Source organism: Actinomyces sp. HMT897 (assembly GCF_016626125.1).
Classification (GTDB): Bacteria; Actinomycetota; Actinomycetes; order Actinomycetales; family Actinomycetaceae; genus Actinomyces.
The window spans coordinates 1,387,736-1,410,019 of record NZ_CP067336.1 but is presented as its reverse complement, the minus strand read 5'-3'; the positions used below and the strand labels follow the sequence as shown (position 1 = coordinate 1,410,019).

The window sequence follows — 22,284 nt, the reverse complement described above, 5'->3', positions numbered from 1 at the left end:
GTGCTCGCGGCACTTCCCGAGCTGGTCGGGCCCGGTCAGCTGCTGGCCAGCTACACCTTCCGCACCATGCTCCTGGGGACGGCCGCCGTCGGGGGCGCGGCAGGCCTCCTGGGCTCCTTCCTGTACCTGCACAAGCAGTCCCTGGTCTCCGACATTATCGGGCACGCCGCCACCCTGGGGGTTGCCGGGTCCTTCATCCTGGCCACCGCCGTGATCGGTGTGGACGGACGCTCCATGCTGGTGCTGACCATTGGCTCGATCATCGCCTCGACCTGCGCCGTCCTGCTGGCAAACTGGATCGCCCGCCACTCGCGGGTGGGCATGGACGCCGCCATGACCATCTGCCTGGCACTGTTCTACGGCTCGGGCATGGTGCTGCTGCGCGTCATCGTCCACTCCTCCCTGCCCAACCGGGGCGGGATCAGCCACTACATGTTCGGCAACGCCTCCACCCTCACCAGTGCCGACCTGGTGACCATAGGCGGCTTCGGCACCGCGGCCCTGCTGGTCGTCCTCCTGGCCTGGAAGGAGTTCAAGGTCTTCACCTTCGACCCGGTCCTGTGCCGCACCATGGGGTTCTCCCCCACCGTCCTCGGCCCCCTGCTCCTGGGCACCGCCACGGTCGCCGTGGTCATCGGGATCAAGGCCGTGGGGCTCATCCTCATGATCGCCTTCGCCATTATGCCCGCCGCCGCGGCCCGCCAGTGGACGCACCGGCTGTGGTCCATGGTGACCCTGTCCGGCGTCATCGGCGCCCTGTCCGGGGCCGTGGGCTCCGGCCTGGCGGTCAACCTCGGCAAGGTGCCCACCGGGCCCGTGGTGGTCCTGGTCCTGACCGTTGTGCTCGTCGTCTCGCTGCTGGCCGCCCCGGAGCGCTCCGTGCTGCAGCGGCGTCGGGCTCTGCGCGCCCAGCGCCGTCGGCTCCTGGCCCAGGCGAAGGGGGAGGAGTCCTGATGCCGTTCATTGTCGCCGTCGCGCTCCTGGCCGTCGTCACCGCCGTCACCTGCGCCCTTCCCGGTACCTTCCTGGTGCTGCGCCACCAGGCGATGCTCGTGGAGGCCATGTCGCACGCGGTCCTGCCCGGGATCGTCATCGGGGCCATCCTGTCGGGCACCACCCACTCGCCCCTGATGGTGGTGGCGGCCTCCGCCATGGGGCTGCTCGTGGTCCTGGGGGCCGAGCGCCTGCGGTCCAGCGGCCTGGTAGCCGGCGACGCCGACCAGGGGCTGGTGTTCCCGGCGCTGTTCGCCCTGGGGGTCATCCTGCTGTCCACCACCCTGTCCGAGGTCCACATTAGCGAGGACACGGTCCTGACCGGGGATCTCAACCTCATGGCGCTGGCCCCCGAGCACGTGCTCGTCGCGGACGGCGCCGTCGACCTGGGGCCGCGCACCATGTGGCGGCTGCTCGGTGTGCTCGCCATCACCGCCGTCTACGTGCTGGTCTGCTTCCGCACCCTCAAGCTCTCCACCTTCGACCGCGTCACCGCCCGCACCATGGGGCTGCCGGTGCGCAGCACGGACCTGGGGCTCATGGCACTGGTGTCCCTGACGGTGGTGGTCGCCTTTGACGCGGCCGGGGCGATCCTGGTGGTGGCCCTCATGACGATCCCCCCGGCCACGGCGCTGCTGCTGGCCCGCACCCTGCCCGGGGCGGTCCTCCTGAGCCTGGTCATCGCGGCGCTCTCGGCGCTGCTGGGCTTCTGGGTGGCGCTCCAGGCGGACCTGGCGACATCCTCGACCATGGCCGTGGTCGACGCCCTGGTGTTCCTTACGGTCATGCTGGTCACCCGGCGCCGTCCCCGCCTCGTCCTGCCTGACTCCAAGGCAGCCGGTGGTGCCCAGAGCGTGTGACACCCTGCCGGCTCCGCCTCGCCGCGTCAGCTAGATTGGCGCCGTGGAGCCTGCGGACACGCCCTCTGAGACCCCCTTCCTGGACCGGCTCGCGTCGGCCGACCTCACGGCCCGCGAGCGCGACGTCGCCTGCTTCTACGAGGACCGTCTGCCCGGGGCCGCGCTGCTCAACCTGGAGGAGGTCTGCCAGGGCGTCGGCGTCTCCTCGGCCACGGTAGCCAGGTTCGCGCGCAAGCTCGGCTACGCCGACTTCCGGGACATGACCCGCAGCCTGCGTACGCGCGTCCGCCACGACCTCTCCCTGCCGGTGGAGCGGCTCCGGCGGCTCGGTGACGGCGGGGAGCCCGGGCGGGCGGTGCTGGGCCACCGGGCCGCCCTGGCCCAGGAGGCCGTCTCCGGGGTCCTGGCCTGCGTGGACGATGAGGTCCTTGGGCGCGTGGGCGCCCTCGTGGCCGACGCCGACCGTCCCCTGTACCTCGGTGCGGTGGCCTCGGGTCAGCCTCTGCTGCACTACTTCGGGCTCCTGCTGTCCTACCTGCGCGGCGGGGTCACCGTCCTGGACGGCACGGACCGCTGGGCCCACGCCCTGGCCGGCCTGGACGCGCGGGCCGTGGTCCTGGCGGCCGCCTTCGACCGCAGCCCGGCGCCGGTCGCCGCCCTCCTGCGCCTGGCGCGCGAGCGGGGCGCCACCTCGGTGCTGCTGACGAACCGGCGGGTCGGCCCGCTGCCGCCCCTGGCCGACGTCCTGCTGGTCACCCCCTCCACCGGCCAGGACGCCATGTTCCGCACCCGGGTCGGCACGCTCGTGGTGCTGGAGGCGCTGCTGGACTCCGTGGCCGCCGTGCACCCCGAGCTGCGGCGGGCGGCGGCGGTCGAGGAGGTCTTCACCGCCCTGGGCGGCTACATCACGTGCTGACCGGCCCGGCGGGCACCCAGGTTCCGCCCAGGTACCGGAAGTAACTTCTCTCGAGGTATCAGGCAGTGGGCGTCAGTTGACTGACGCTCCTGATGTCACCAGCACCACCCCGGGAGAGCACATGCGCGCCAAGCCGTCCGTCATTACCAACCCCCTGACCAACCGCGGTACCGCCTTCACGCTCGAGGAGCGCCGTCGCCTGGGCCTGGTCGGCCGCTTCCCCGCGGCCGTGGAGACCCTGGACCAGCAGGCCGCCCGCTCCTACGCCCAGCTGCGCTCCTTTACCACCGACCTGGACAAGTACGTCTTCCTCGACCAGCTCCACAACCGCAACGAGGTGCTCTACTACCGGCTCCTGACCGACCACCTGGTCGAGCTGCTCCCGATCGTCTACGACCCCACCGTGGGGGAGGCCATTAGGAAGTGGAGCCGGGACTACCGTCGCTCCCGGGCCGTCTACCTGTCCGTCGACCGTATCGAGGACGTGCGCCCCTCCTTCGAGGGGCTCGGCCTGGGCCCCGACGACGTCGACCTGCTCGTGGTCTCCGACGCTGAGGAGATCCTGGGCATCGGGGACTGGGGGGTCAACGGCACGGACATCTCGGTGGGCAAGCTCGCCGTCTACACGGCGGCCGCCGGCATCCACCCCGAGCGGGCCGTCGCCGTCAACCTGGACTGCGGCACCGACAACGAGCTCCTCCTCAACGACCCCGCCTACCTGGGCAACCGCCACGCGCGCGTGCGCGGGGCGCGCTACGACGCCCTCATCGACGAGTACCTGGCGGTGGCCAGTGAGCTCTTCCCCAACGCGCTGCTGCACTTCGAGGACTTCGGGCCGGCCAACGCCCGCCGCATCCTCCAGGCCAACCGCGAGAGGTACCGCGTCTTCAACGACGACATGCAGGGCACCGGCGCCATTGTCATGGCCGCCGTCGTCTCCGGTATGCGGGTCACCGGCCAGACCTTCGCCGACCAGCGCCTGGTGGTCTACGGGGCCGGGACCGCGGGCACCGGTATGGCCGACCAGATCCACGCCGGCATGGTGCGCGACGGCCTCTCCCCCGAGGAGGCGACCGCCCGCATCTGGCTCGTGGACCGGGCGGGCCTGGTCACCGACGACATGACCGACCTGCCCGACTACCAGCGCGCCTACGCCCGCCCCGCCGCCGAGGTCGCCGACTGGCAGCGCTCCTCCCGCGGCGCCGTCGAGCTCCTGGAGGTGGTGCGCCGCGCCCGCCCCACCGTCCTCATTGGTACCTCCACCAACCACGGCGCCTTCACCCGCGAGGTCGTCGAGGCCGTGAGCGCCGGCGTGGAGCGTCCCATTATCCTGCCGCTGTCCAACCCCACCGAGCGCATTGAGGCCATGCCCGAGGACGTCATCGCCTGGTCAAGAGGGAAGGCCCTGGTGGCCACGGGCATCCCGGTGGCCCCCTTCGACTACGAGGGCACGACCTTCACCATCGGCCAGGGCAACAACGCCCTGCTCTACCCGGGCCTGGGGCTGGGCGTCATTGTCTCGGGGGCCTCGCGGGTCACCGACGGGATGCTGCTGGCCGCCGCGCAGGCCGTGGCCAGCCAGGTGGACCCCACCGAGCCCGGCGCCTCGCTGCTGCCGCCGGTGGAGAACCTGCGGGCCTCCTCGGCGACCGTCGCGGTGGCCGTGGCGCGCCAGGCCCAGGCCGACGGCGTGGCCACCGCCAGCCACGACAACCTCGTCCAGGCGGTGCAGGACGCCATGTGGCAGCCGGCCTACGGCGAGCTCGCCTGACGCGCGGGCCCGGGTGGGGCGCGGGGGCCGTCGCGCCGTCCCCGGGACCACCCCTCGGTCCGCCTGCGACTCCGCTCAGTAGTAGCGCCACTGCCGCATGTCGCTGTTGTAGCGCTCCACGATGCGCGGGTGCAGGAGGGTCGAGGGCTCCACCTCCGGGGTCCGCGCCGGGTCCTGCACCAGGATGAAGTCCAGGAGCCTGTGGTTCTGGTAGTCCAGGCCCGCGGGCAGCGGCTGGCTGGCCAGGGCCTCGGGCGCCGTCGTGGACAGCACGAAGCCCCACTCACCGAAGGAGGGTACGTTGACGCTGAAGGGGACCACGGTGCGCCCCGGCTGGGCGGCGCGCACCGTGCTCGCCACCGTGGCGAAGGCCGACGGTGAGAAGTAGGAGGAGGTCGCCTGCGTGACCATGACCCCCTTGTCGGTGAGGACCTTCTCCGCCTGGGTGTAGAACTCCTGGGAGTAGAGCTTGGCCAGCCTCTCGTTGGAGGGGTCCACCAGGTCGACGAGGACGGCGTCGTAGCGTGCGGTGGTGTCGAAGACGTACTGGAAGGCGTCCCCGTTGACCACGTGCACCCGGGGGCTGGACAGGGAGCCGTCGTTGACCTCCCGCAGCAGGTGGTTGTCGCGTGCCAGTGTGGTCACGGCGGGGTCGATGTCCACCAGGGTAATGTCCTGGACGCTGGGGTAGCGCAGGACCTCGCGCGCCAGGAGCCCGTCCCCGCCCCCCAGGATGAGCACGTGGGCGGGCCCCTCCACGGAGGTCAGTGCGCTGCCGGCCAGGGTCTCGTGGTAGCGCCTCTCGTCCAGGGAGGAGAACTGCAGCTGGTTGTCCAGGTAGAGCCGCAGGTCGGCGCCGTACTTGGTGATGACGATCTTCTGGTAGGCGGACTGGTCGTAGTAGATGACCGGGTCGCGGTAGGTGGCCGCGCCCACTGAGTGCTCCAGCTGGTTGGCCCCCAGGAACAGGCCGGTGAGCGCCACCAGGGCGGCGACGGCGGCCGCCAGCGCCTTGCGGGAGCTGCGCAGCTGGACGAGCATGAGCACGGCCACGAGCGTGTTGACGGCCCCCACCAGGTAGGCGCCCCGCATAAGACCCAGCTGGGGCAGCAGGAGTAGCGGGAACACCAGGGAGGCCACCAGGGCCCCGAAGTAGTCAATGGCGAGAACCCGGCTGAACAGCTCCACCGAGGAGCCCCGCCCGAAGGCGGCGAAGGTCTTGACCAGCAGGGGTATCTCCAGGCCGATGAGCACCCCGATGACCAGGCTCATGGCGCAGAACACCACCCAGTGCAGCCGGGTGTAGCCGAAGGCCAGGTACAGGACGAGCACCGAGTTGCCGCCCACCAGCCCCAGCAGCACCTCGTTGACGGCGAAGCTGGTGGCGGGCTCCCAGCCCAGGTGGTTCACCAGCAGGGAGCCAAGCCCCATACCGAACAGGGTGACGCCTGTGGCCAGGGAGAAGCTGAGGACGGAGTCCCCGACGAGGTAGGAGGCGGCCGTACCCAGGATGAGCTCGTAGATGAGCCCGCCCACGGCCACCAGGGCCGCGGCCGCGAACAGCGTGGCGTCCTCACGCCGACGGGCCCCGGCGCGGCTCACGGGCGACCTCCCGGCAGGGGCGTGCCGGGGCGGGCGGGGCGGGCACGGCAGGGGCCCGCCTCCTCGCAGGCGCCGTGAGGGGGCGTGACGGGGCCAGGGGTGCCGTGGGCGGTACGCACGGCCGACGCCCCCGGGGTCGTGGCTGAGGCGGTCAACTGATAATCGTCCCGGCAATAATAATGGCGATGGCGATCACCGTGCCGGCGAACGCCAGGCCCAGACCGGGGTTCTGGTCCTCAATGAGCTCGCGGCGCAGGTCCAGCTTGAAGACCACGTTCACGACCCAGGCAAAGAGCATGAGCAGCACCACCCCTATTACCGCGTAGACCACGGTGCTCAGGAGCGGCTGCCAGGCCAGGCCCGCAATGTCCGCGGACTGGGTGGGAGCAGTGAGTGGGCGCATGCGGGCTCCTTTACTTTCCGACGCCGCCCCCGCCGCCGCCGTAGGGGCCGCGGTGGCGGTAGCTGCTACTGCTGCAGTCCTCCTTGGTGGGGTCGCAGCGATTGCCTCTTGTGGCGCAGGTGGCCATGACCGAGATGACGACGGCGATCACGACGACCCACAGGAGCAGGTACCAGGCCCTGGCGGAGCCGCTCGCGTGGATGACCCGGCCGAACCGGCGCCTCTGCTCGGCGGAGGAGACGGCTCGCTTGCGGTAGGCGCGCAGCGGGCGTCCCGGGCAGTTCTCGAAGGTGATCTCCGTACTGCCCTGCCCCTTGGTCCTGACGGTCACGTAGATCATGGACTCACCGGGGGAGGCGGGGTAGGTGGTCCGGCCCATGACCTTCTCGATGTAGCCGAGCCCGCGCTCGGTGACCACGGCCTGCTGGCCCGCCATGGTGCCGGTGAGTGTGACGTACTGCCCCACCTGGAGCCCGACCGGGTCAATGACGTCCGTTGCGGGCAGGAGCTCGTAGAGGCTGGTCTGCCCGGAGTCGTGGTCCACCTCCACCCAGTACTCGTACCGGTTGGGGCCGACCAGCTCCCACTCCTCCCAGTAGTAGAGCTCGCCGTCCTCCTCGTCCCACTCCTTGTACAGCAGGCACGCCTGGGCGCGCAGTCCCGGCTCGGCGCCGTCCAGCACGTCGCCGATCTTGAGGTTGGCCTTTGTATCCGGTGTACTCATGGATGTCTACCTGATGAACCACAGGAGGATCTTGATGACCCGCGCGACGGACTCGAAGACTATGTCAATGATATTGAAGAAGGTGTTTGAGAAGAGGACCCGGCCGAACCGGCGCTTCTGCTTCCGGGGGGAGAGGACCTGCCTGCGGTAGGCGCGCAGCGGGCGTCCCGGGCAGGATCTGAAGGTGAGGCTCACCTTGTCCCCGCCCGTGGTCCTGACGGTCACGTAGGTCACGGGCTTGTCGGGGGCTGCCGGGTAGGTGGGTTGTCCCGTCACCTGCGAGACCCGGCCGAGTCTGCGCTCGGTGACCACGGCCTGCTGGCCCGCCATGGTGCCGGTGAGCGTGACGTGCTGCCCCACCTGGAGCCCGGTCGGGTCAATGACGTCCGTCGCGGGCAGGGGCTCGTAGACGCTGGTCCGCCAGGAGCCGTGGTCCACCTCCACCCAGTAGTCGTGGCGGTCGGGGCCCACCAGCTCCCACCACTCCCAGTAGTCGGACAGGCTGGGCTCCTCGTCCTCCTCGTCCTCGTCCTGACTCTGCGCGTGGAGCCTGGCCGCTCGGTTGAACTCCTCGTCCTCGTCCAGCACCCGGTACAGCAGGCACGCCTGGACGCGCAGTCCCGGCTCGGCGCCGCCCAGCACGTCACCGATCGCGATCTTGGCCCTGGTCGGGGACCCGCTCACAGCGACACCACCGTGCTCGTGACCTCCTGGGCGTCAAAGGCCCTGGTGAGGACGTCCGCGACCGCCGTGACGGCCTCCTTGCTGGCGGGTGAGCAGCTGGTCGCCGTGACGTAGGCGCCACCCGCCTCCGGCCAGGTGTGGGCGGCCAGGTGGGACTCCGAGAGGATGAGGGCCAGGCTGACCCCCTGGGGCGTGAACGTGTGGTGGGCGCAGGACAGGACGTGCAGCCCGGCGGCCTGGGCGGAGTCCTGGAGGGCCCGTCGCACGGTGGGCAGGTCGTTGAGCAGGTCGGGCCGTGCGCCACTGAGCCGGTAGCTCACCGTCCATACCTCCGCGAAGTCCATGGGGGCACCCTAGCAAGTGCGGCCGACGTCTGGAAAAACCGGGCGGCGCCTGGGTCAGCCGAGAAGGGCCAGGGGGAGGACGGTGGGGGCGCCGTCCAGGTACTCGCCGGGGCCGGCGGCGACCGCGGCGGCCACTGCCGGGTCGTCGAGGCGGACGACCCGGCGGACCCGTCGCTGTGCCGTCTCGGTCTTGCCCACGGCCCTCGCGCCGTCAACGGCGACGGCGCGGGCCGCGGGGAAGAGGTCGTCAAGGACGTCGTCCAGCGCCCGACGAAGGTAGGACATGGGGCCAGTCTACGGTAGGCAGACCCCTTCTACTGAGCAGAACGCGAGGTCCCTACTGAGCAGAACGCGAGGTCCTGCCAGCGGGCGCTCAGGAACGGAGCTCGGCGGCCACCAGCTCGGCGAGCTGGACGGCGTTGAGGGCCGCGCCCTTGCGCAGGTTGTCGCCCACCACGAACATGGACAGGCCGTGACCGGGGGCGTAGGCCTGGTCGGCGCGCAGGCGGCCCACGAAGGTCCCGTCGCGCCCCGTGCCCTTCAGGGGGCTGGGCACGTCGGCGTAGGTGACTCCGGGGGCGGCGGCCAGCAGCTCGCGGGCCCGCTCCACGCTGATCTCCCGGTCGAACTCGGCGCTCACGCTCAGGCCGTGGCCGGAGAACACCGGGATCCTAACGCAGGTGCCGGAGACCGCCAGGTCGGGGATCCCCAGGATCTTGCGGGACTCGTTGCGCAGCTTCTGCTCCTCGTCGGTCTCCCCGCTGCCGTCCCCGGCGTCGGAACCGGCCCAGGCGACGGCGTTGAAGGCGATGGTGTCCACGTAGACCTGCGGCGCGGGGAAGGTGACGGCGCGACCGTCCAGGGCGAGGCCCTCCATGTCCTGATCGGCGGCGGCACGCACCTGGGTGGCCAGCTCGGTCACCCCGGCGCGCCCGGAGCCGGAGACGGCCTGGTAGGTGGAGACAATGAGGCGGACCAGCCCGGCCTCGTCGTGGAGGACCTTGAGGGCGGGCATGGCGGCCATGGTGGTGCAGTTAGGGTTGGCGATAATCCCCTTGGGGCGCTCGGCCAGGGCCTCGGGGTTGACCTCGGCCACCACCAGGGGGACCTGCGGGTCCCGACGCCAGGCCGAGGAGTTGTCCACCACCACGGCGCCGGCCGCCGCGAAGCGGGGTGCGTACTCACGCGAGGCCGTGGCCCCGGCGGAGAAGACGGCGACGTCAATGCCGTCCAGGTCGGCGGTGGCCACGTCCTCGACCTCGATGCGGGCGCCGCGGAAGTCCACGACCGTCCCGGCGCTGCGGGACGAGGCCAGGAGGCGCACGGCGCGCGCCGGGAACCCGCGCTCGGCCAGCATGGTCCGCATGACGCGGCCCACCTGTCCTGTGGCGCCCACGACGGCGACGGTGACGCCGTCGGCCTGCCCGGTGAACGTGTTGACGGTGTTGCTCATCGTCCGGTCCCTCCGTACACGACCGCCTCCGCGGAGGCGGCATCGAGGCCGAAGGCGGTGTGGACGGCGCGTACGGCCTCGTCGAGTACGGCGTCGTCCACCACCACCGAGATGCGGATCTCGGAGGTGGAGATCATGTGGATATTGACCCCGGCGTCGCTCAGGGCGCCGAAGAGTCGGGCGGACACCCCCGGGTGGGAGCGCATGCCCGCGCCCACCAGGGAGAGGATGCCGATGGCGGGGTTGAAGTGCAGGGAGCGGAAGCCGAGCTCGCCGCGCGCCTTCTCCAGGGCCTCCATGGCGGCCGCGGAGTCGCCGTCGGGACAGGTGAAGGAGATATTGGTCAGTCCCGTGCCCTCGGCGGAGACGTCCTGGACGATCATGTCGATATTCGTGTCCTGTCCGGCCACGATCGCGAAGATGCGGGCGGCGGCGCCGGGGACGTCGGGGACGCCCACGAGGGTGATCTTGTCCTGGCTGCGGTCGTGCGCGATTCCGGTGATGACAGGGGCTTCCACGTGTTCCTCCTTGGAGGTGGGGCGGGGGCGCGAGCGGGCGCGGTGGCTGATGGCGGACATGTGGGAGTGGTGCACCGAGGGGCCCGTCGGCGCGGCCGTGCCCTGGGGGGCCACCACCCGCCCGGTGACCGCGTCGACTCGCGGCCGGACGGCGGGGTCCGCATGGGAGTCGGGGGTGGGGGCAGCGGAGGCCGGGACACTGGTGCCTGTGGCCGGGGTGGTGGAGCCGGAGGCGGGGGTCGTGCCTGTGGCCGGGGTGCTGGTAGCTGGGGCGCTGGAGGCGGGGCGCGTGCTAGTGGTGGGGGCGGCGGCAGGCGTGCTGGCGCCGGCCGCCGCCCCGGCCCCGCCCGTTCCCAGGGAGGGGGCTAGGGGCGTGGAGGCGACGTCGTCGTCATCGGCGGCCGGGATGTAGGGGGGGACGAAGGGGCCGCTGCGACGGCCGTCGTAGATCCAGGTGCCGGTCTTGTCGGAGAAGGAGGAGCGCACGTGCAGGGGCACCCCGAAGCGGCGGGCGTACTCCACGGCGCGCAGGTGGAGGATCTTGGCGCCGTGGGCCGCCATCTCCAGGGTCTCCTCGCTGGAGAGGATCTCGACGCGGCGGGCGGTGGGCACAATGCGCGGGTCGGCGGTGAACAGGCCGTCCACGTCGGTGTAGATCTCGCAGACGTCGGCGTTCAGGGCGGCGGCCAGGGCGACGGCGGTGGTGTCCGAGCCGCCGCGGCCCAGGGTGGTGACGTCCTCGACCTCGTTGATCCCCTGGAAGCCGGCCACGATGGCCACGGCCCCCATCTGGATGGTGCGGGCCACTCGCTCGGGGATGACGCCCACGATGGAGGCCCGCCCGTACCTGGAGTCGGTCAGGACCCCGGCCTGGGCGCCGGTGTAGGCGCGGGCGGGGACGCCGAGCTGGCTGACCGCCATGGCCAGCAGCGCCATGGAGATGCGCTCCCCGGCGCTCAGGAGGATGTCCATCTCGCGGGCGGGGGCGGCGTCGGTCAGGGCGTCGGCCATGTCGAGCAGCTCGTCGGTGGTGTCACCCATGGCGGAGACCACCACCACGACCGTGTTACCGGCCTGGCGCGTGGCCACCACCCGCCTGGCGACGCGGCGCATCGCCTCAATGTCACTGACGGAGCTACCGCCGTACTTCTGCACGACCAGGGCCATAGGCTCTCCTCATTGCGGTTCTGGGGGTCTAAGGCCCCGGCTGCGGTGCCGCACCGGGGCGTCGCCTGGCTGGCGGCGGCCCACACCGGCGTGACATCGCCGCCCAGCATACGGATCCGCGGGGGCGGTGGCGAAGCGAGGAGCCTGTATGAGACGGGGTAAACGGCCAGCGGCCGGTGGTACGGGCCCTGGCCTTCCCGGGCCCGTGGCGCGGGCGGTCGGCATGCCCACCACCCAGCCCCCGAGAAAGCCCCTGTCGCTCCCAACCCACCTAGCCTGGGACGTCCTTCCGGGCGCGGCTCCAGACGTGACCCGGGGGCTCAGCTGGGCGACAAGCGCGGGACGTCCTTCCGGGTGTGGCTCCAGAGGTCGTCGGGGCAGGCGGGTGGCGCGGCAAGGTGCCGGTGCGGTGCGCCCGTATGGCGGCGGTGTGTCCGACGCAGGGAATTGGGCGCACAAAACGGGTACATAAAAGGGTGTTCCCCACCGAGGGCGGGAGGAGTAGGCTCTGCGTATGGTTCCCCGACCCGGCTATGACGCCTCCCGCCCGGCTCCCGCAGGAAGATCCTCTGAGAGGCCGCAGACCATTGTCCCGCCCGTATGTGGGCTGGGTGTCGGGAGGAGGTCGTGCTGAAGAAGAAAACGAATAAGGTGTTAACCTGTGGCGAGTTTGATCGCAGGCGCAGAAGAGGGCTAATGTCATGTCGTGTTATGGCGGCTCTCAGTTTTCTGGCTGCCTGCCTGTTCGCGCTGGGCGTGTACTACATAATGGTTATCAGCTTATGGGCCAGCATAGCCTTTTTGTCCGGCAGCGTGTCGCTGGCCCGAGTCAGGTCGTGCCTGCTTGGAGGCAGGCGTCTCTGGCATGCTAATGACCTGGGCGTGGTCATGGAGGTTCCTCGCGATCTCGTTATGTGGGAGCTGGTCGAGTGGGTGCTTATGACGCTCGGTATTCCCGGGGCGGTCTTGGTGCGTGCGTTGGGAGGGAATGCGGTTGCCGTAGGCTTTTTTGCTGGTGCTGGGATCTACGGTTCCATGCACATTGTGCGCATTCTCTGGAACGGAGGCATGGAGGTAGAACGGATTCTCCTTCACGATGAAGGCGTCCGTTTTACCTGGTCCACCGGCGGGCACGTATCCATTAGCTGGCTGCAGAGGCCAGCGGTCATTGGTGCCAGCTGGCAAGGTGCTCTTATCGAGGCAGCATACTACCCCGGACGATTGGAGTTCCCCATGGGCTATGTGCCGGTGTCGTGCCGTCAGCTCCAGCGGCTGCTGGACGCCTTCAGCAACGACCCTGGACTGCAGGCGTCTTTGCGCAGTCCGGAGGCCCTCACCGCGGTCCTGGACGTCCTGGAGCCTACCGAGGAGGAGTACTCCGACTCCTCCTGGACCTGGGCGCGTCCTGAGGTCTCGCAGGGTGGCGCGTGAGGTCGGGGTGTGGGTGATGCCAGGGCTCACACGCGGCCGCCAGGCGAGACCCTCAGAATCTGGGCGACAGGAAGAGGAAGTGATGCCAGGGCTCACGCGGCCAGGCGGGCCCAGTGCGCCCTGCGAGGAACATTGGAAGGTAGTCCAGCCACACTGTCGTGGGGTGCTGGAGGAATCTTCATGACAGAAGGGCCCGCATGGCCTTTTTGGCTGAGGAGCAGGCGCATTGGGACCTGCGCCGAGGTGGATCGAGGACGACGTAGGAATACAGTGATGTGCTCCGGGCTCGCGGCGTTATCGGTCCCGCTTCTTCTGTTGGTCGAACTAGGGGCTCCATCGATACTCTTGGTTTATCTTCCCCTGGGCGCGCTGTTCGCGATCTACGCGGTGTCGTTGATCCGTTTGAGACACTATATGAGGACGGGGCGCTCTCTGTGGTCGACAACTGAAAGTGGAGTCATCATGGAGGTGCCACGAGAACTGATAGTACTTGATCTGGCGCCGTGGGTGCTGTATTTGTCATTTACTTTCTCTGGCGCGCTCGAAATGATTTTTAGTGATGATCTTCCAGGATTTTTCCTTGGCATCGTGGGCGCACTGTCTCTCGTGGGTGCTATATGTTGTTTTTGGAGAGGTCTGCCTGCGAGGGAGCGCATCCTCGTTACAGGTGAGGGCATTCGGCTTACCCGAATCACGAGGCAAAACAGTTTCATTCCCTGGTCGCAGAAGCCCTCGGCCTCGCACGTAAACGGTGGTGAACTGCTTATTAACACAAAAGGAAAGGTTGGCGGTATGCGGTTCCCCATATTTCTCCTTCCGGTGTCGTGCCGTCAGTTCCAGCGTCTGCTAGGCACCTTCTCTCACAGTGTCTCAAAGCGTCACCGGCTTGACGGGCCGTACGCTCTTCGGACAGTCCTGGACGTCCTGGAGCCCACCGAGGAGGAGTACTCCGACTCCTCCTGGACCTGGGCGCCTCCTGACGCCTCGCGGCACCGTGCGTAATATTGGGGAGATAAAGTGGTGGTGAGGTTATGGCCGGGGATCTGGTGGCAGCTGCGCCGAGGCGGTGCGCTCGCCCTGCAGCGATGGGAGCCTGTGTTGTTGAAGAAAGATGATGAGCTGTGGACCTGCGATAAGTATGACCGTAAGCGCGTCAATACTTTGACGATATTGCGCGTCATGACGGCTTCGTGTTTTCTGGGCGCGATCCTGTCAGTGTTCGGGGCGTACGGGATAATGATTGTCCTCCTGTGGATCGGCACCATCTTCCTGGTCTACAGCATCTCATTTGCCCGGATCAGGTCGTACATACGTGAAGGCCGATGCCTCTGGCGTGGCACCGATCGTGGTGTGACCATGGTGGTTCCCCGGGAGATCATTGTCTGGGAACTGGTTCCGTGGGGGCTCATGGTGCTCGGTCTTCCAGGGGCGGCCCTGGTTCATGCCCTAGGGGCTCCCGCTGTTGCCGGAGGAGCTGTCGGCGGTGCCGGGATCTGCGGGTCAGTATATCTTGTGCTTATGTTCTGGGAAGGGGGGCAGGAGGCTGAGCGTATCCTCCTTGACGGTAAGAGGATCAGTTTTACCCGGATCAATGGCGAGCAGGTGTCCTTTGACTGGTCCCAGGAGCCGGTCGTCCAGGGAGGCAGAGGGCCGTCCCTTTTTATCGGGACAAGCGACCTATATGAGGGTTGGCAGTTCCCTATGGCCTATGTGCCGGTGTCGAGCCGTCAGATCCAGCGTCTGGTGGATGCCTTCTCGCCCCGTTCCTCGAGGCAGTGGCGACGTCGGCTTGACGGGCCGCACGCTCTTCAGACGGTCCTGGATGTTCTGGAGCCCACCGAGGAGGAGTACTCCGACTCCTCCTGGACCTGGGCGCGTCCTGAGGTCTCGCAGGGCGGCGCATGGAGGCCGGGGCGTGGGTAATGCCAGGGGTCACACGCGGCCGCCAGGCGAGGCCCTCAGAATCTGGGCGACAGGAAGAGGAAGTGATGCCAGGGTTCACGCGGCCAGGCAGGCCCAGTGCGGCCTGCGGGGAACATTGGAAGGTAATTCGACCGCACTGTCGTGGGGTTCCTGAGGAATCTTAATGTTAGAAGAATATGAACTTATGTGGCCTTTTTGGCTGAGGAGCAGACGCATTGGGACCTGCGCCGAGGCGGATCGAGGGCGACGTAAGAATACAATTATATTCTCCGGGGGTGCGGCGTTATCGTCCCCGCTTCTTCTGCTGGCCGTGCTAGAGGATCCAGTAATACTCTTGGCTTATCTTCCCCTGGGCGGGCTGTTCACGATCTACGCGGTGTCGCTGATCCGTTTGAGACACTATATGAGGGCGGGCCGCTCTCTGTGGTCGACAACTGAAAGTGGAGTCATCATGGAGGTGCCACGGGAACTGATAGTGCTTGACCTGGCGCCGTGGGTGCTGTATTTGTCATTTGCTTTCTCTGGCGCACTCGAAATGATTTGCAGCGATTATCTTCCAGGATCTTTCCTTGGCGTCGCGTTCGTACTGTCTTCCGTGGGCGCTATACGTTGTTTCTGGAGGAGTCTGCCTGCGAGAGAGCGCATCCTCGTTACAGGCGAGGGCATTCGGCTTACCCGAATCACGGGACAAAACAGTTTCATTCCCTGGTCGCAGAAGCCCTCGGCCTCGCACGTAAACGGCGGGGACCTGCTTATTAACACAAAAGGAAGAGTTGATGAGATGCGGTTCCCCATGTCTCTCCTTCCAGTGTCATGCCGTCAGTTCCAGCGTCTGCTGGACACCTTTTCTCGCAGCGTCTCAAAGCGTCACCGGCTTGACGGACCATACGCTCTTCGGACGGTCCTGGACGTCCTGGAGCCCACCGAGGAGGAGCGTGCCAACTCCTCCTGGACCTGGGCGCGCCCTGAAGCCTCGCAGGGCGGCGCATGAAGGCCGAGGCGTGGGTGATGCCAGGGCGCACGCGGCCAGAACGGCTCCACTGGTATATAGTGCAATCGATCTTTCGGAGGCGGGTTTAGAGCTGCGAGTCTTGAGATCCTGCGTGGTAGGATCGGGAATATTATTAAGGAGTCCGACGACGTGGTCCATCTCTGTCTGTTGTGCACGTCCTGTGCGGGACGGATGGAGGTCTACGGCACGGCGCCCGCGCTCGACGACGGGGTCTGTGCCGGGGGGATCTAGGGGAGAGGGCGCACGTGCGGGTGCTCGCGGGGTTGAGAGCCACGGTTGAGGCTGACCGAATCTGTGGTCTTGGTCACCATCGATGTGGTGCAGGACACCCCTCCCGACCGCCACTTTTCCGCATGGTCTCGTCCAAAGCCGGCGCCGGATCTGCTCCCGGGGCCGTCGGTGGCGAGTGGCGTCATACCAGCGAAAGGTGGTAAAAATGGACCCGTTCCGGCCACCTCCGGAAGGGCCTCCACAGGCCGGTGGCGATCCAGCCCCTGGAAACGTTGCAACCACGCGGCTCCCAGGGGCAGGGTCAGGGAGCACCCTGCACCGCTAGGTGCATTAAGACAAAATGCCGTGAGAAGACATTTCATCTCCTGAAAGTCAGGGAGCACCCCGCACCGCTAGGTGCATTAAGACCTGGGTGCGAGACACCTCTAGCTCTCCTCTTCCTCTTGTCAGGGAGCACCCCGCACCGCTAGGTGCATTAAGACCCCCCGGCCCGGCGCATCCACGCGCGGGCACGGGCGGTCAGGGGCCACCCCGCACTTTTGCGTCACCAGCTCACCACCTCACGGGCGGACCACGGTGACCAGCTCAAAGGGCTCGAACAGGCCGGGACCTAGTCCTCTGGCGGCTACCACGCACAGGGGAACATTTTGTGCAGAGCGGGACGTTTTGCGCACAAAGTGACCTGGATTGGTTACTTTGTGCGCAATCGGTTACTCTCTGTACAAAATGTTCTCCTGTGCACAGAATGTTCCCCTACACGCAGTTCTCCGTAGTGCTCCGTATGCTGGTCCCCTCATCCGTGGGAGCAGGGGTGAATGAGAGTGCCCATTCGCGCTGAGATCAATGCTGGTCCCCTTGGTCGTGGGGGCGGGGTGCGCCCTGCGCCAGCCCGGCTGCCTTTTCGAGCTGCCGCAGTACGTGGCAGGGCGCGCCGGGCCAGCCCGGTTGCTCTGGTTAGTCTGGTTGGTCGGCCAACTCGGTTGGTCGGCCAGCCAACACCAGCTCGGCTGGTCCGGCTAACCTGAGGGCATGCTCGTCGCCTTCTCCGTGTCCCCCGCCACTACCGACGCGCCTGACGGCTCGGTGTCCGAGGCGGTGGCCCGAGCCGTGCGCGTGGTGCGCAGCTCCGGCCTGCCCAGTGAGACCACCTCCATGTTCACCACCATTGAGGGGGAGTGGGACGAGTGCATGGCGGTAGTCAAGGCCGCCTGCCAGGCCGTGGCCGAGGTGAGCCCCCGCGTGGCCCTCGTCCTCAAGGCCGACATCCGCCCCGGCTGGACGGGACAGCTGAGCGCCAAGGTCGAGCGGGTCGAGGCCCGGCTCCGGCAGGACGACGTCGACGGCGGAGACGCCAGCTGAGGCCCGCCAGGCGCTGCAGGGATCCCGACTGCCCCGGGGTCACCCCCGAGCAGGTCAGCTGAGACCCGCCAGGCCCTGCGGGGACCCCACCTCCGGGCCCGAGGCCCAGAGGCGGTTCTGAGCGGACGGCATGGCGTAAGCCTCCGCTGTCCTCATGGGACGGGGCGCGAGACGCCTAGCCGGGGCACCGAGCTGGGTACACCAAGATCCGGGGTACCGAACCGGGGCGCCGCGAGCACCGGGTACACCGCGAGCCGGGCCCAGGGCCTGGGTGGTCAGGACCTGGGGCCCCACCGAGCCGGGCGCGCCGAGCCTGGCGCTCGGAGGGACTCGGGTGCGTCAGGCAGCTGACCGGGAACGTACTATCGTCACTATGTCCGCCCTGTACGGCCTGCCCCCTGCCCCGCCACACGTCCCGTCGGCCGGGTGCACGTGGGAGGACCGCCGCCAGCACCGGACGATGTGGGTCTTCGCGCTGCTGTCCCTGGCGGCCGCCATGGGTGCGGCCCTGGCCTGGTGGGCTGGTGCGGGCGTGCTCCTGGTCGCGGTGGTGGTCTGGCTCGGCTGCCTCTGCGGGACCTACCTGCTGAGCATGGTGCGCCTGCGCCGCTGCCGCGCCCGAGGGCGTACGGCCTGGACGGCGTCGCCTGAGGGCGTGAGGATGCTGGGCTCCCGTGAGCTCGTTGCCTAGGGCCTGGCCTTGAGGCTCATAGCAGCCCTGGTGCCGCTGACCGTGCTTGCGGCGCTCCTGGCTGGTGACCATGTGCCGGTCCTGGCCGGGGGTCTGATCGGGGTCCTCGGCCTGGAGGCGGCCTTCTACCTGGTGAGGATCATCTACCGTGGTGGCCCGGTACGACCGGGGATCCTCCTGAGCCCCATGGGGGTGCAGGTCACGCGCACCGACTCCTCCGGCGACTTCCTCCCCTGGGGCCGGGAACCACGGGTGACGGTGGTCTCGGGGCGTGTGCGCATTGAGTCCCAGGGTCGTGGGCCGGTGCAGTTCTCTGTGTGGTACCTGCCGGTCTCCTGCCGGCAGCTGGAGCGGCTCCTGGGTGCTCTTGGCAACCGCCCTGATATGCAGGCGTGTCTAGGCGGCCCGGAGGCGCTCGCCATGGTCCTGGACCTCCTGGAGCCTACCGAGGAGGAGTACACCGACTCCTCCTGGACCTGGGTGCGTCCTGACGCCTCGCAGCGTCACACGTGAGGCTGTCGCGGCCCTGGGGGTCTGGAGGAGAGCGCCCTGGTCCCGGGATACGCGAGCGCCTGGTGGTCAATGGCCTGCGGGCAGGTGGTTCACCGCCTCGTCCGGGGCCGGGCTGGCAGCCAACGGTCTCTGCGGGCAGGCGGTCCACAGTGCCCTGGCCGAGGCCGGTGAACGGGCCCAGGTGGTCCCGGACGCCGTGGAGCGGTGCTGGTGGGACCGGGTGCGGCCAGGACCGTGGCTAACAGGCTCTTACCGAGTTCGCCCACTTGCTGGCGGGCCGGGCGGCCTGAGCCTGGGCGTTACCGGCCTGGGGCTGGACGCGCCCTCGCGTATACGAACGCCGTTTCGTGCGTGTGAACGCCATTTAGCGTATGTGAACGTCGCCTTAAGTGGCGTCCATATGCGTGGAAGCGCGTCCACCAGGGCCAGAGCGTGTTTACTTACACGAGAGCGCGTTCACCTGGGCCAGGGCTGATCAGTACCCAAGCGGGCGGTCCCCAGGGCAGGCAGGAGGGGCGGGCCCGGGGGCAGGGCTAGGTGCGTGTTCCTACCAACCTGTCCGGAGATGGTCGGGGGCGGCCCCGGGCAGGTCTAGGCGGTCTCGCGGTCCCCGGGGCAGGCCGTGAGGGCACTAGTGGCCTCACGCGACGCGCCTAGGCGGTCTCGCGGTGCCCAGGGCGGGCAGGTCTAGGCGGTCTCGCGGCGCCGGGCGCGGGCGGCTAGGTCCTCGGCGGTCAGCGGGCCCTGCGTGGTGCCGGCGGAGCCGTCCGCTCGCACCCAGGAGACACGCAGGGCGTCCTTGCTCCCGAACCGGGCCAGGTGGATGCCGATGACCTCCTCCAGGTGGGCCAGGTGCTCCTCGTCCGAGCTCAGCCTCAGCACCAGTGTCCCGGGCTGGCAGGACAGGTCGCAGACCCCGGTGGAGGTCCCGCCCCGGTTCATGTCCAGGCTCCCGGTGGACGACGCCTCGTCCCAGGCGGCCGAGATCTTCCGTCCCATGTGGCTGGTCAGCTGGCGGCCGTAGCGGGCGGGCCTGTCCGTCTTGACGTGGGCGGTGGAGACGGCGGTCGGGGAGGGCGGTGTCATGGGGCCAGTCATGGGGTCAGTCTCCCACTCTTACTGAGGTGAGCCTTATGTAATTCGTGGCGCCGGGTGCGCGGCCCCGCCGCTGCCCCGGCATGAACGAGGACCGCCCAGATGACGGTGCCGGTGAACAGGAGGGCGGCCGTCGGCCCCGACATGGACGGTCCCGCCGCCAGCCCTACGACGCCTGCGCGGCTGGCCCCGGCACGGCCGAGCCTCGTCCCCGGCCCCTACGACACGCCCGCTCGACGAGCCCAGGGCAGACGCAACGCAGAACCCCTACGACACCTGCGGACGGGTCCTGTACGTAACCTGTTCTCTCCGGTAGCATCTTTCTATGAGTGTTGAGGTCATCAACGTGACCCGTACCTTCCGCGGCGCCCCTGCGGTTCGGGGCCTGAGCGTGTCCGTACCCAGCGGCGCCGTCACGGGCCTGGTGGGTCCCAACGGCGCTGGCAAGACCACGCTGCTGCTCATGCTCGCAGCCCTCCTGCGCCCCGACACCGGGACCATCCGCGTCAACGGCCTCGACCCGGTCACCCAGCCCCGGGAGGTCCACCGCGTCGTCGGGTGGATGCCGGACAGCTTCGGCACCTGGGACTCCCTGACCTGCACCGAGATCCTCCAGACCTTCGCCGTCGCCCAGGGGGTTGAGACCCAGGAGGCGGCCGGGCGCGCCGCCCAGATGCTGGCCGTCGTCCACCTGGAGGACATGGCGGCCGCCCCCGCTCGGGTCCTGTCCCGGGGCCAGAAGCAGCGCCTGGGCCTGGCCCGCGCGCTCATCCACTACCCCAGCGTCCTCCTGCTCGACGAGCCTGCCGCCGGGATGGACCCGCGCTCACGGGCCGACCTGCGCCAGCTCCTGCGCTCGCTGGCCGACGGGGGCGTCACCGTGCTCATCTCCAGCCACGTCCTGGGCGAGCTGGAGGAGATGATCGACGGCGCCGTCTTCGTCTCCAGGGGTCAGGCGCTGCGCACTGGCGAGGAGGCCGAGGCCCCCTCCCGCACAGCCCCCTACGGCCTGGGCCAGGGGTCGGGAGCCTCGTCCTCCTCGCCGGACGCTGCCGGGTCGGCCCCACCCGGCACCGCTCCCGCGGAGCCGTCGGCAGGCTCGGCCTCAGAGGGCGCGTCCCTGGGCCAGCCCGGCCTCCCTGCGACCGGGGTGCCGCCCGTACCGACCGTGGTCCCGGTGCGGCCGACCTCGGTGCGCACCGTCTGGCGCATGAGGATCCTGCCCGGTGAGGACTCCCACGCCGCCATGAGGGCCTGGAGCCAGGGCGACCGGACGCCCCTGAAGGAGGAGGACCCCGAGTCCTTCCGGCTGACGGTCCCTGACCAGGCCTCGGCCTGCGCGATCCTGGGTGAGGCGGTACAGGCCGGAGTCAAGGTGGTCTCCTTCGCTCCGGTGACCGGGCTGCTGGAGGAGACCTACCTGTCAATGGAGGAGGAGCGCCGATGAGCTGGTCAGGGATCCGCACGGTCATGGTGCTGGAGCTGCGTCAGCGGGTGAGGGCCACCCGCTGGAAGGTCATGCTGGGGATCTGGGCGCTGGTCCTGGTCCTGGTGTGTCTCGGGCTGACGTCGCTGCTCAACCCCGGTGACGGCTACGACTACGCCTCGGAGGCCCTGTACAACTTCATCCTGTGCTTCGTCCTGGGGATCGGTCTCATTGTGGCCCCCACCCTGTCGGCCATGTCGGTCAACGGCGACCGGGCGGACGCCACCCTGGCCCTGCTGCAGGCCACCATGCTGCGCAGCCGGGAGATCGCCGTCGGCAAGCTCCTGGCCGCCTGGGTGGCGGCCGTGGCCTTCCTGGCGGTGGCGCTGCCCTTCCTGCTCGTACTGACCCTGGCGGGTGGCGCCTCGTGGCTCGCCTTCCTGGGGCACGTCCTGGTGCTCGTCGTCACCCTGGGCTCGGTGTGCGGCGTCGGGCTGGGCCTGTCCGCCATGACGGCGCGGACCTCGGCGTCGGCGGTCCTGTCCTACCTCGTGGTCGTCATGCTGACTATCGGGACGCCCCTGTGCGCGCTCATAGCCTCCAACTCGGTGACGACGACCCAGACCCGCGTTGTCTACCATATAGACTACGACAAGTCCAACAACAACAGCAGGGTGTGCAAGGAAAAGCCTGATATCGACAGCCGGGAGATCGTCCACGGCGAGTGGATCTGGTGGATGCTCGCGCCCAACCCCTACATTATCCTCAGTGACGTCTCAGCGCGCGCCCCCCTGCCGAAGAGCGAGTACAGGTACGGAGGGAAGTCCTTCCTCGAGGCCTCGGGGTGGGCTATGGACGCAATGCGTACGCCTGAGCCGAGAGAGATTGTCATCAGGTACTGCGAGGAATCAAGTAAGAATAAGAATGAGTCCGACCGACGTAGCCGCGACGAGCTGCAGCACCTGGCCTTCTGGCCCGTGAGCCTGCTGGTGCTCCTGGGCATTGGGGCCGGGGGCGTGTGGACCGCCTCCCGCCGCCTGGACGTCCCGGTAGGACAGCTGCCCCAGGGGGTGCGCCTGGCCTGAGCGACGCCGCCGGGGGCTGGTCGCGGCCCTGCTGCGCGGCCCCACCCTGCACCGCCGCCTTCCCTGCCTGGCTCCGGACAGTG

The 22,284-nt window shown here is 68.7% G+C and carries 20 protein-coding genes and 1 CRISPR repeat array; of the genes, 11 read left to right on the top strand and 9 right to left on the bottom strand.

Annotated features, from left to right (window positions below; genetic code table 11):
- The 4 genes from JJJ15_RS05685 (at position 1) to JJJ15_RS05670 (ending at position 4,540) form a co-directional block, all read left to right on the top strand.
- Entirely contained in the window at positions 1 to 954 is a 954-nt protein-coding gene (locus tag JJJ15_RS05685) for a metal ABC transporter permease (protein ID WP_246742175.1), read from the top strand.
- Positions 954 to 1,853, top strand: a complete 900-nt coding sequence (locus JJJ15_RS05680) for a metal ABC transporter permease (RefSeq protein WP_200511735.1) — start codon at positions 954 to 956, stop codon at positions 1,851 to 1,853. Before JJJ15_RS05685 ends, JJJ15_RS05680 begins: the two co-directional genes overlap by 1 nt.
- 43 nt (positions 1,854 to 1,896) lie before the next feature.
- Positions 1,897 to 2,769, top strand: coding sequence for a MurR/RpiR family transcriptional regulator (locus tag JJJ15_RS05675; RefSeq protein ID WP_106109840.1), 873 nt, complete (start codon positions 1,897 to 1,899; stop codon positions 2,767 to 2,769).
- A gap of 121 nt (positions 2,770 to 2,890) precedes the next feature.
- Entirely contained in the window at positions 2,891 to 4,540 is a 1,650-nt protein-coding gene (locus tag JJJ15_RS05670) for an NAD-dependent malic enzyme (RefSeq protein WP_200511734.1), read from the top strand.
- A gap of 75 nt (positions 4,541 to 4,615) precedes the next feature.
- Here the strand turns inward: JJJ15_RS05670 and JJJ15_RS05665 are convergent, their stop codons facing one another.
- From JJJ15_RS05665 to JJJ15_RS05630, 8 genes are all read right to left on the bottom strand, one after another.
- Positions 4,616 to 6,142, bottom strand: a complete 1,527-nt coding sequence (locus JJJ15_RS05665) for a polyamine aminopropyltransferase (RefSeq protein WP_200511733.1) — start codon at positions 6,140 to 6,142, stop codon at positions 4,616 to 4,618.
- 151 nt (positions 6,143 to 6,293) lie between these two features.
- Positions 6,294 to 6,545, bottom strand: coding sequence for a DUF350 domain-containing protein (locus JJJ15_RS05660; protein WP_106109837.1), 252 nt, complete (start codon positions 6,543 to 6,545; stop codon positions 6,294 to 6,296).
- A gap of 10 nt (positions 6,546 to 6,555) precedes the next feature.
- On the bottom strand, positions 6,556 to 7,269 hold the full coding sequence (locus JJJ15_RS05655) for a hypothetical protein (RefSeq protein WP_200511732.1): 714 nt from the start codon (positions 7,267 to 7,269) through the stop codon (positions 6,556 to 6,558).
- Positions 7,270 to 7,275: 6 nt separating this feature from the next.
- Positions 7,276 to 7,953 carry a hypothetical protein gene (locus JJJ15_RS05650; RefSeq protein WP_200511731.1) on the bottom strand — a complete coding sequence of 226 codons (678 nt, stop codon included), beginning with the start codon at positions 7,951 to 7,953 and terminating at the stop codon, positions 7,276 to 7,278.
- The gene (locus JJJ15_RS05645; protein WP_200511730.1) at positions 7,950 to 8,297 is read right to left on the bottom strand and encodes an S-adenosylmethionine decarboxylase; all 348 of its coding nucleotides are present in this window, start codon (positions 8,295 to 8,297) and stop codon (positions 7,950 to 7,952) included. Before JJJ15_RS05645 ends, JJJ15_RS05650 begins: the two co-directional genes overlap by 4 nt.
- Positions 8,298 to 8,351: 54 nt before the next feature.
- On the bottom strand, positions 8,352 to 8,582 hold the full coding sequence (locus JJJ15_RS05640) for a hypothetical protein (RefSeq protein WP_165271607.1): 231 nt from the start codon (positions 8,580 to 8,582) through the stop codon (positions 8,352 to 8,354).
- An 88-nt stretch (positions 8,583 to 8,670) separates the two neighbouring features.
- A complete protein-coding gene (locus tag JJJ15_RS05635; protein WP_200511729.1) occupies positions 8,671 to 9,750 on the bottom strand; it encodes an aspartate-semialdehyde dehydrogenase in 1,080 nt (359 codons plus the stop codon).
- Positions 9,747 to 11,435, bottom strand: a complete 1,689-nt coding sequence (locus JJJ15_RS05630) for an aspartate kinase (protein ID WP_200511728.1) — start codon at positions 11,433 to 11,435, stop codon at positions 9,747 to 9,749. Before JJJ15_RS05630 ends, JJJ15_RS05635 begins: the two co-directional genes overlap by 4 nt.
- A 1,233-nt stretch (positions 11,436 to 12,668) precedes the next feature.
- On the opposite strand from JJJ15_RS05630, the gene JJJ15_RS05625 reads away from it, so the two are divergent.
- From JJJ15_RS05625 to JJJ15_RS13005, 5 genes are all read left to right on the top strand, one after another.
- Positions 12,669 to 12,866 carry a hypothetical protein gene (locus JJJ15_RS05625; protein WP_200511727.1) on the top strand — a complete coding sequence of 66 codons (198 nt, stop codon included), beginning with the start codon at positions 12,669 to 12,671 and terminating at the stop codon, positions 12,864 to 12,866.
- A gap of 1,101 nt (positions 12,867 to 13,967) precedes the next feature.
- The gene (locus JJJ15_RS13010) at positions 13,968 to 14,789 is read left to right on the top strand and encodes a hypothetical protein (protein WP_246742174.1); all 822 of its coding nucleotides are present in this window, start codon (positions 13,968 to 13,970) and stop codon (positions 14,787 to 14,789) included.
- 1,543 nt (positions 14,790 to 16,332) lie between these two features.
- Positions 16,333 to 16,515: direct repeats of the CRISPR family, unit length 22 nt; unit sequence GCACCGCTAGGTGCATTAAGAC.
- Positions 16,516 to 17,061: 546 nt separating this feature from the next.
- Entirely contained in the window at positions 17,062 to 17,391 is a 330-nt protein-coding gene (locus JJJ15_RS05615) for a thiamine-binding protein (protein WP_200511726.1), read from the top strand.
- 373 nt (positions 17,392 to 17,764) lie between these two features.
- The gene (locus JJJ15_RS05610) at positions 17,765 to 18,082 is read left to right on the top strand and encodes a hypothetical protein (protein ID WP_200511725.1); all 318 of its coding nucleotides are present in this window, start codon (positions 17,765 to 17,767) and stop codon (positions 18,080 to 18,082) included.
- Between the two features lie 9 nt (positions 18,083 to 18,091).
- Positions 18,092 to 18,595 (top strand): hypothetical protein, encoded by a 504-nt coding sequence (locus JJJ15_RS13005; RefSeq protein ID WP_246742173.1) that lies wholly within the window; start codon positions 18,092 to 18,094, stop codon positions 18,593 to 18,595.
- Positions 18,596 to 19,282: 687 nt separating this feature from the next.
- Here JJJ15_RS13005 and JJJ15_RS05600 read toward each other — a convergent pair.
- Positions 19,283 to 19,693 (bottom strand): DUF2218 domain-containing protein, encoded by a 411-nt coding sequence (locus JJJ15_RS05600; RefSeq protein WP_246742172.1) that lies wholly within the window; start codon positions 19,691 to 19,693, stop codon positions 19,283 to 19,285.
- A gap of 322 nt (positions 19,694 to 20,015) precedes the next feature.
- Between JJJ15_RS05600 and JJJ15_RS05595 the strand changes: the two genes are divergently transcribed.
- Positions 20,016 to 21,137: an ABC transporter ATP-binding protein gene (locus tag JJJ15_RS05595; RefSeq protein WP_200511724.1), complete on the top strand. Its 1,122-nt coding sequence runs from the start codon at positions 20,016 to 20,018 to the stop codon at positions 21,135 to 21,137.
- A complete protein-coding gene (locus tag JJJ15_RS05590) occupies positions 21,134 to 22,201 on the top strand; it encodes an ABC transporter permease subunit (RefSeq protein ID WP_200511723.1) in 1,068 nt (355 codons plus the stop codon). The genes JJJ15_RS05595 and JJJ15_RS05590 overlap by 4 nt, the downstream gene beginning before the upstream one ends.
- Positions 22,202 to 22,284 lie beyond the last annotated feature (83 nt).

What these genes read in the sequence shown, in the direction of transcription:
- JJJ15_RS05680 (WP_200511735.1), top strand. Translation starts at nt 954, where the DNA reads ATGCCGTTCATTGTCGCCGTCGCGCTCCTGGCCGTCGTCACCGCCGTC.
- JJJ15_RS05670 (WP_200511734.1), top strand. Translation starts at nt 2,891, where the DNA reads ATGCGCGCCAAGCCGTCCGTCATTACCAACCCCCTGACCAACCGCGGT.
- JJJ15_RS05660 (WP_106109837.1), bottom strand. Translation starts at nt 6,545, where the DNA reads ATGCGCCCACTCACTGCTCCCACCCAGTCCGCGGACATTGCGGGCCTG.
- JJJ15_RS05655 (WP_200511732.1), bottom strand. Translation starts at nt 7,269, where the DNA reads ATGAGTACACCGGATACAAAGGCCAACCTCAAGATCGGCGACGTGCTG.
- JJJ15_RS05645 (WP_200511730.1), bottom strand. Translation starts at nt 8,297, where the DNA reads ATGGACTTCGCGGAGGTATGGACGGTGAGCTACCGGCTCAGTGGCGCA.
- JJJ15_RS05640 (WP_165271607.1), bottom strand. Translation starts at nt 8,582, where the DNA reads ATGTCCTACCTTCGTCGGGCGCTGGACGACGTCCTTGACGACCTCTTC.
- JJJ15_RS05635 (WP_200511729.1), bottom strand. Translation starts at nt 9,750, where the DNA reads ATGAGCAACACCGTCAACACGTTCACCGGGCAGGCCGACGGCGTCACC.
- JJJ15_RS05630 (WP_200511728.1), bottom strand. Translation starts at nt 11,435, where the DNA reads ATGGCCCTGGTCGTGCAGAAGTACGGCGGTAGCTCCGTCAGTGACATT.
- JJJ15_RS05625 (WP_200511727.1), top strand. Translation starts at nt 12,669, where the DNA reads ATGGGCTATGTGCCGGTGTCGTGCCGTCAGCTCCAGCGGCTGCTGGAC.
- JJJ15_RS05615 (WP_200511726.1), top strand. Translation starts at nt 17,062, where the DNA reads ATGCTCGTCGCCTTCTCCGTGTCCCCCGCCACTACCGACGCGCCTGAC.
- JJJ15_RS05610 (WP_200511725.1), top strand. Translation starts at nt 17,765, where the DNA reads ATGTCCGCCCTGTACGGCCTGCCCCCTGCCCCGCCACACGTCCCGTCG.
- JJJ15_RS05600 (WP_246742172.1), bottom strand. Translation starts at nt 19,693, where the DNA reads ATGACTGGCCCCATGACACCGCCCTCCCCGACCGCCGTCTCCACCGCC.
- JJJ15_RS05595 (WP_200511724.1), top strand. Translation starts at nt 20,016, where the DNA reads ATGAGTGTTGAGGTCATCAACGTGACCCGTACCTTCCGCGGCGCCCCT.
- JJJ15_RS05590 (WP_200511723.1), top strand. Translation starts at nt 21,134, where the DNA reads ATGAGCTGGTCAGGGATCCGCACGGTCATGGTGCTGGAGCTGCGTCAG.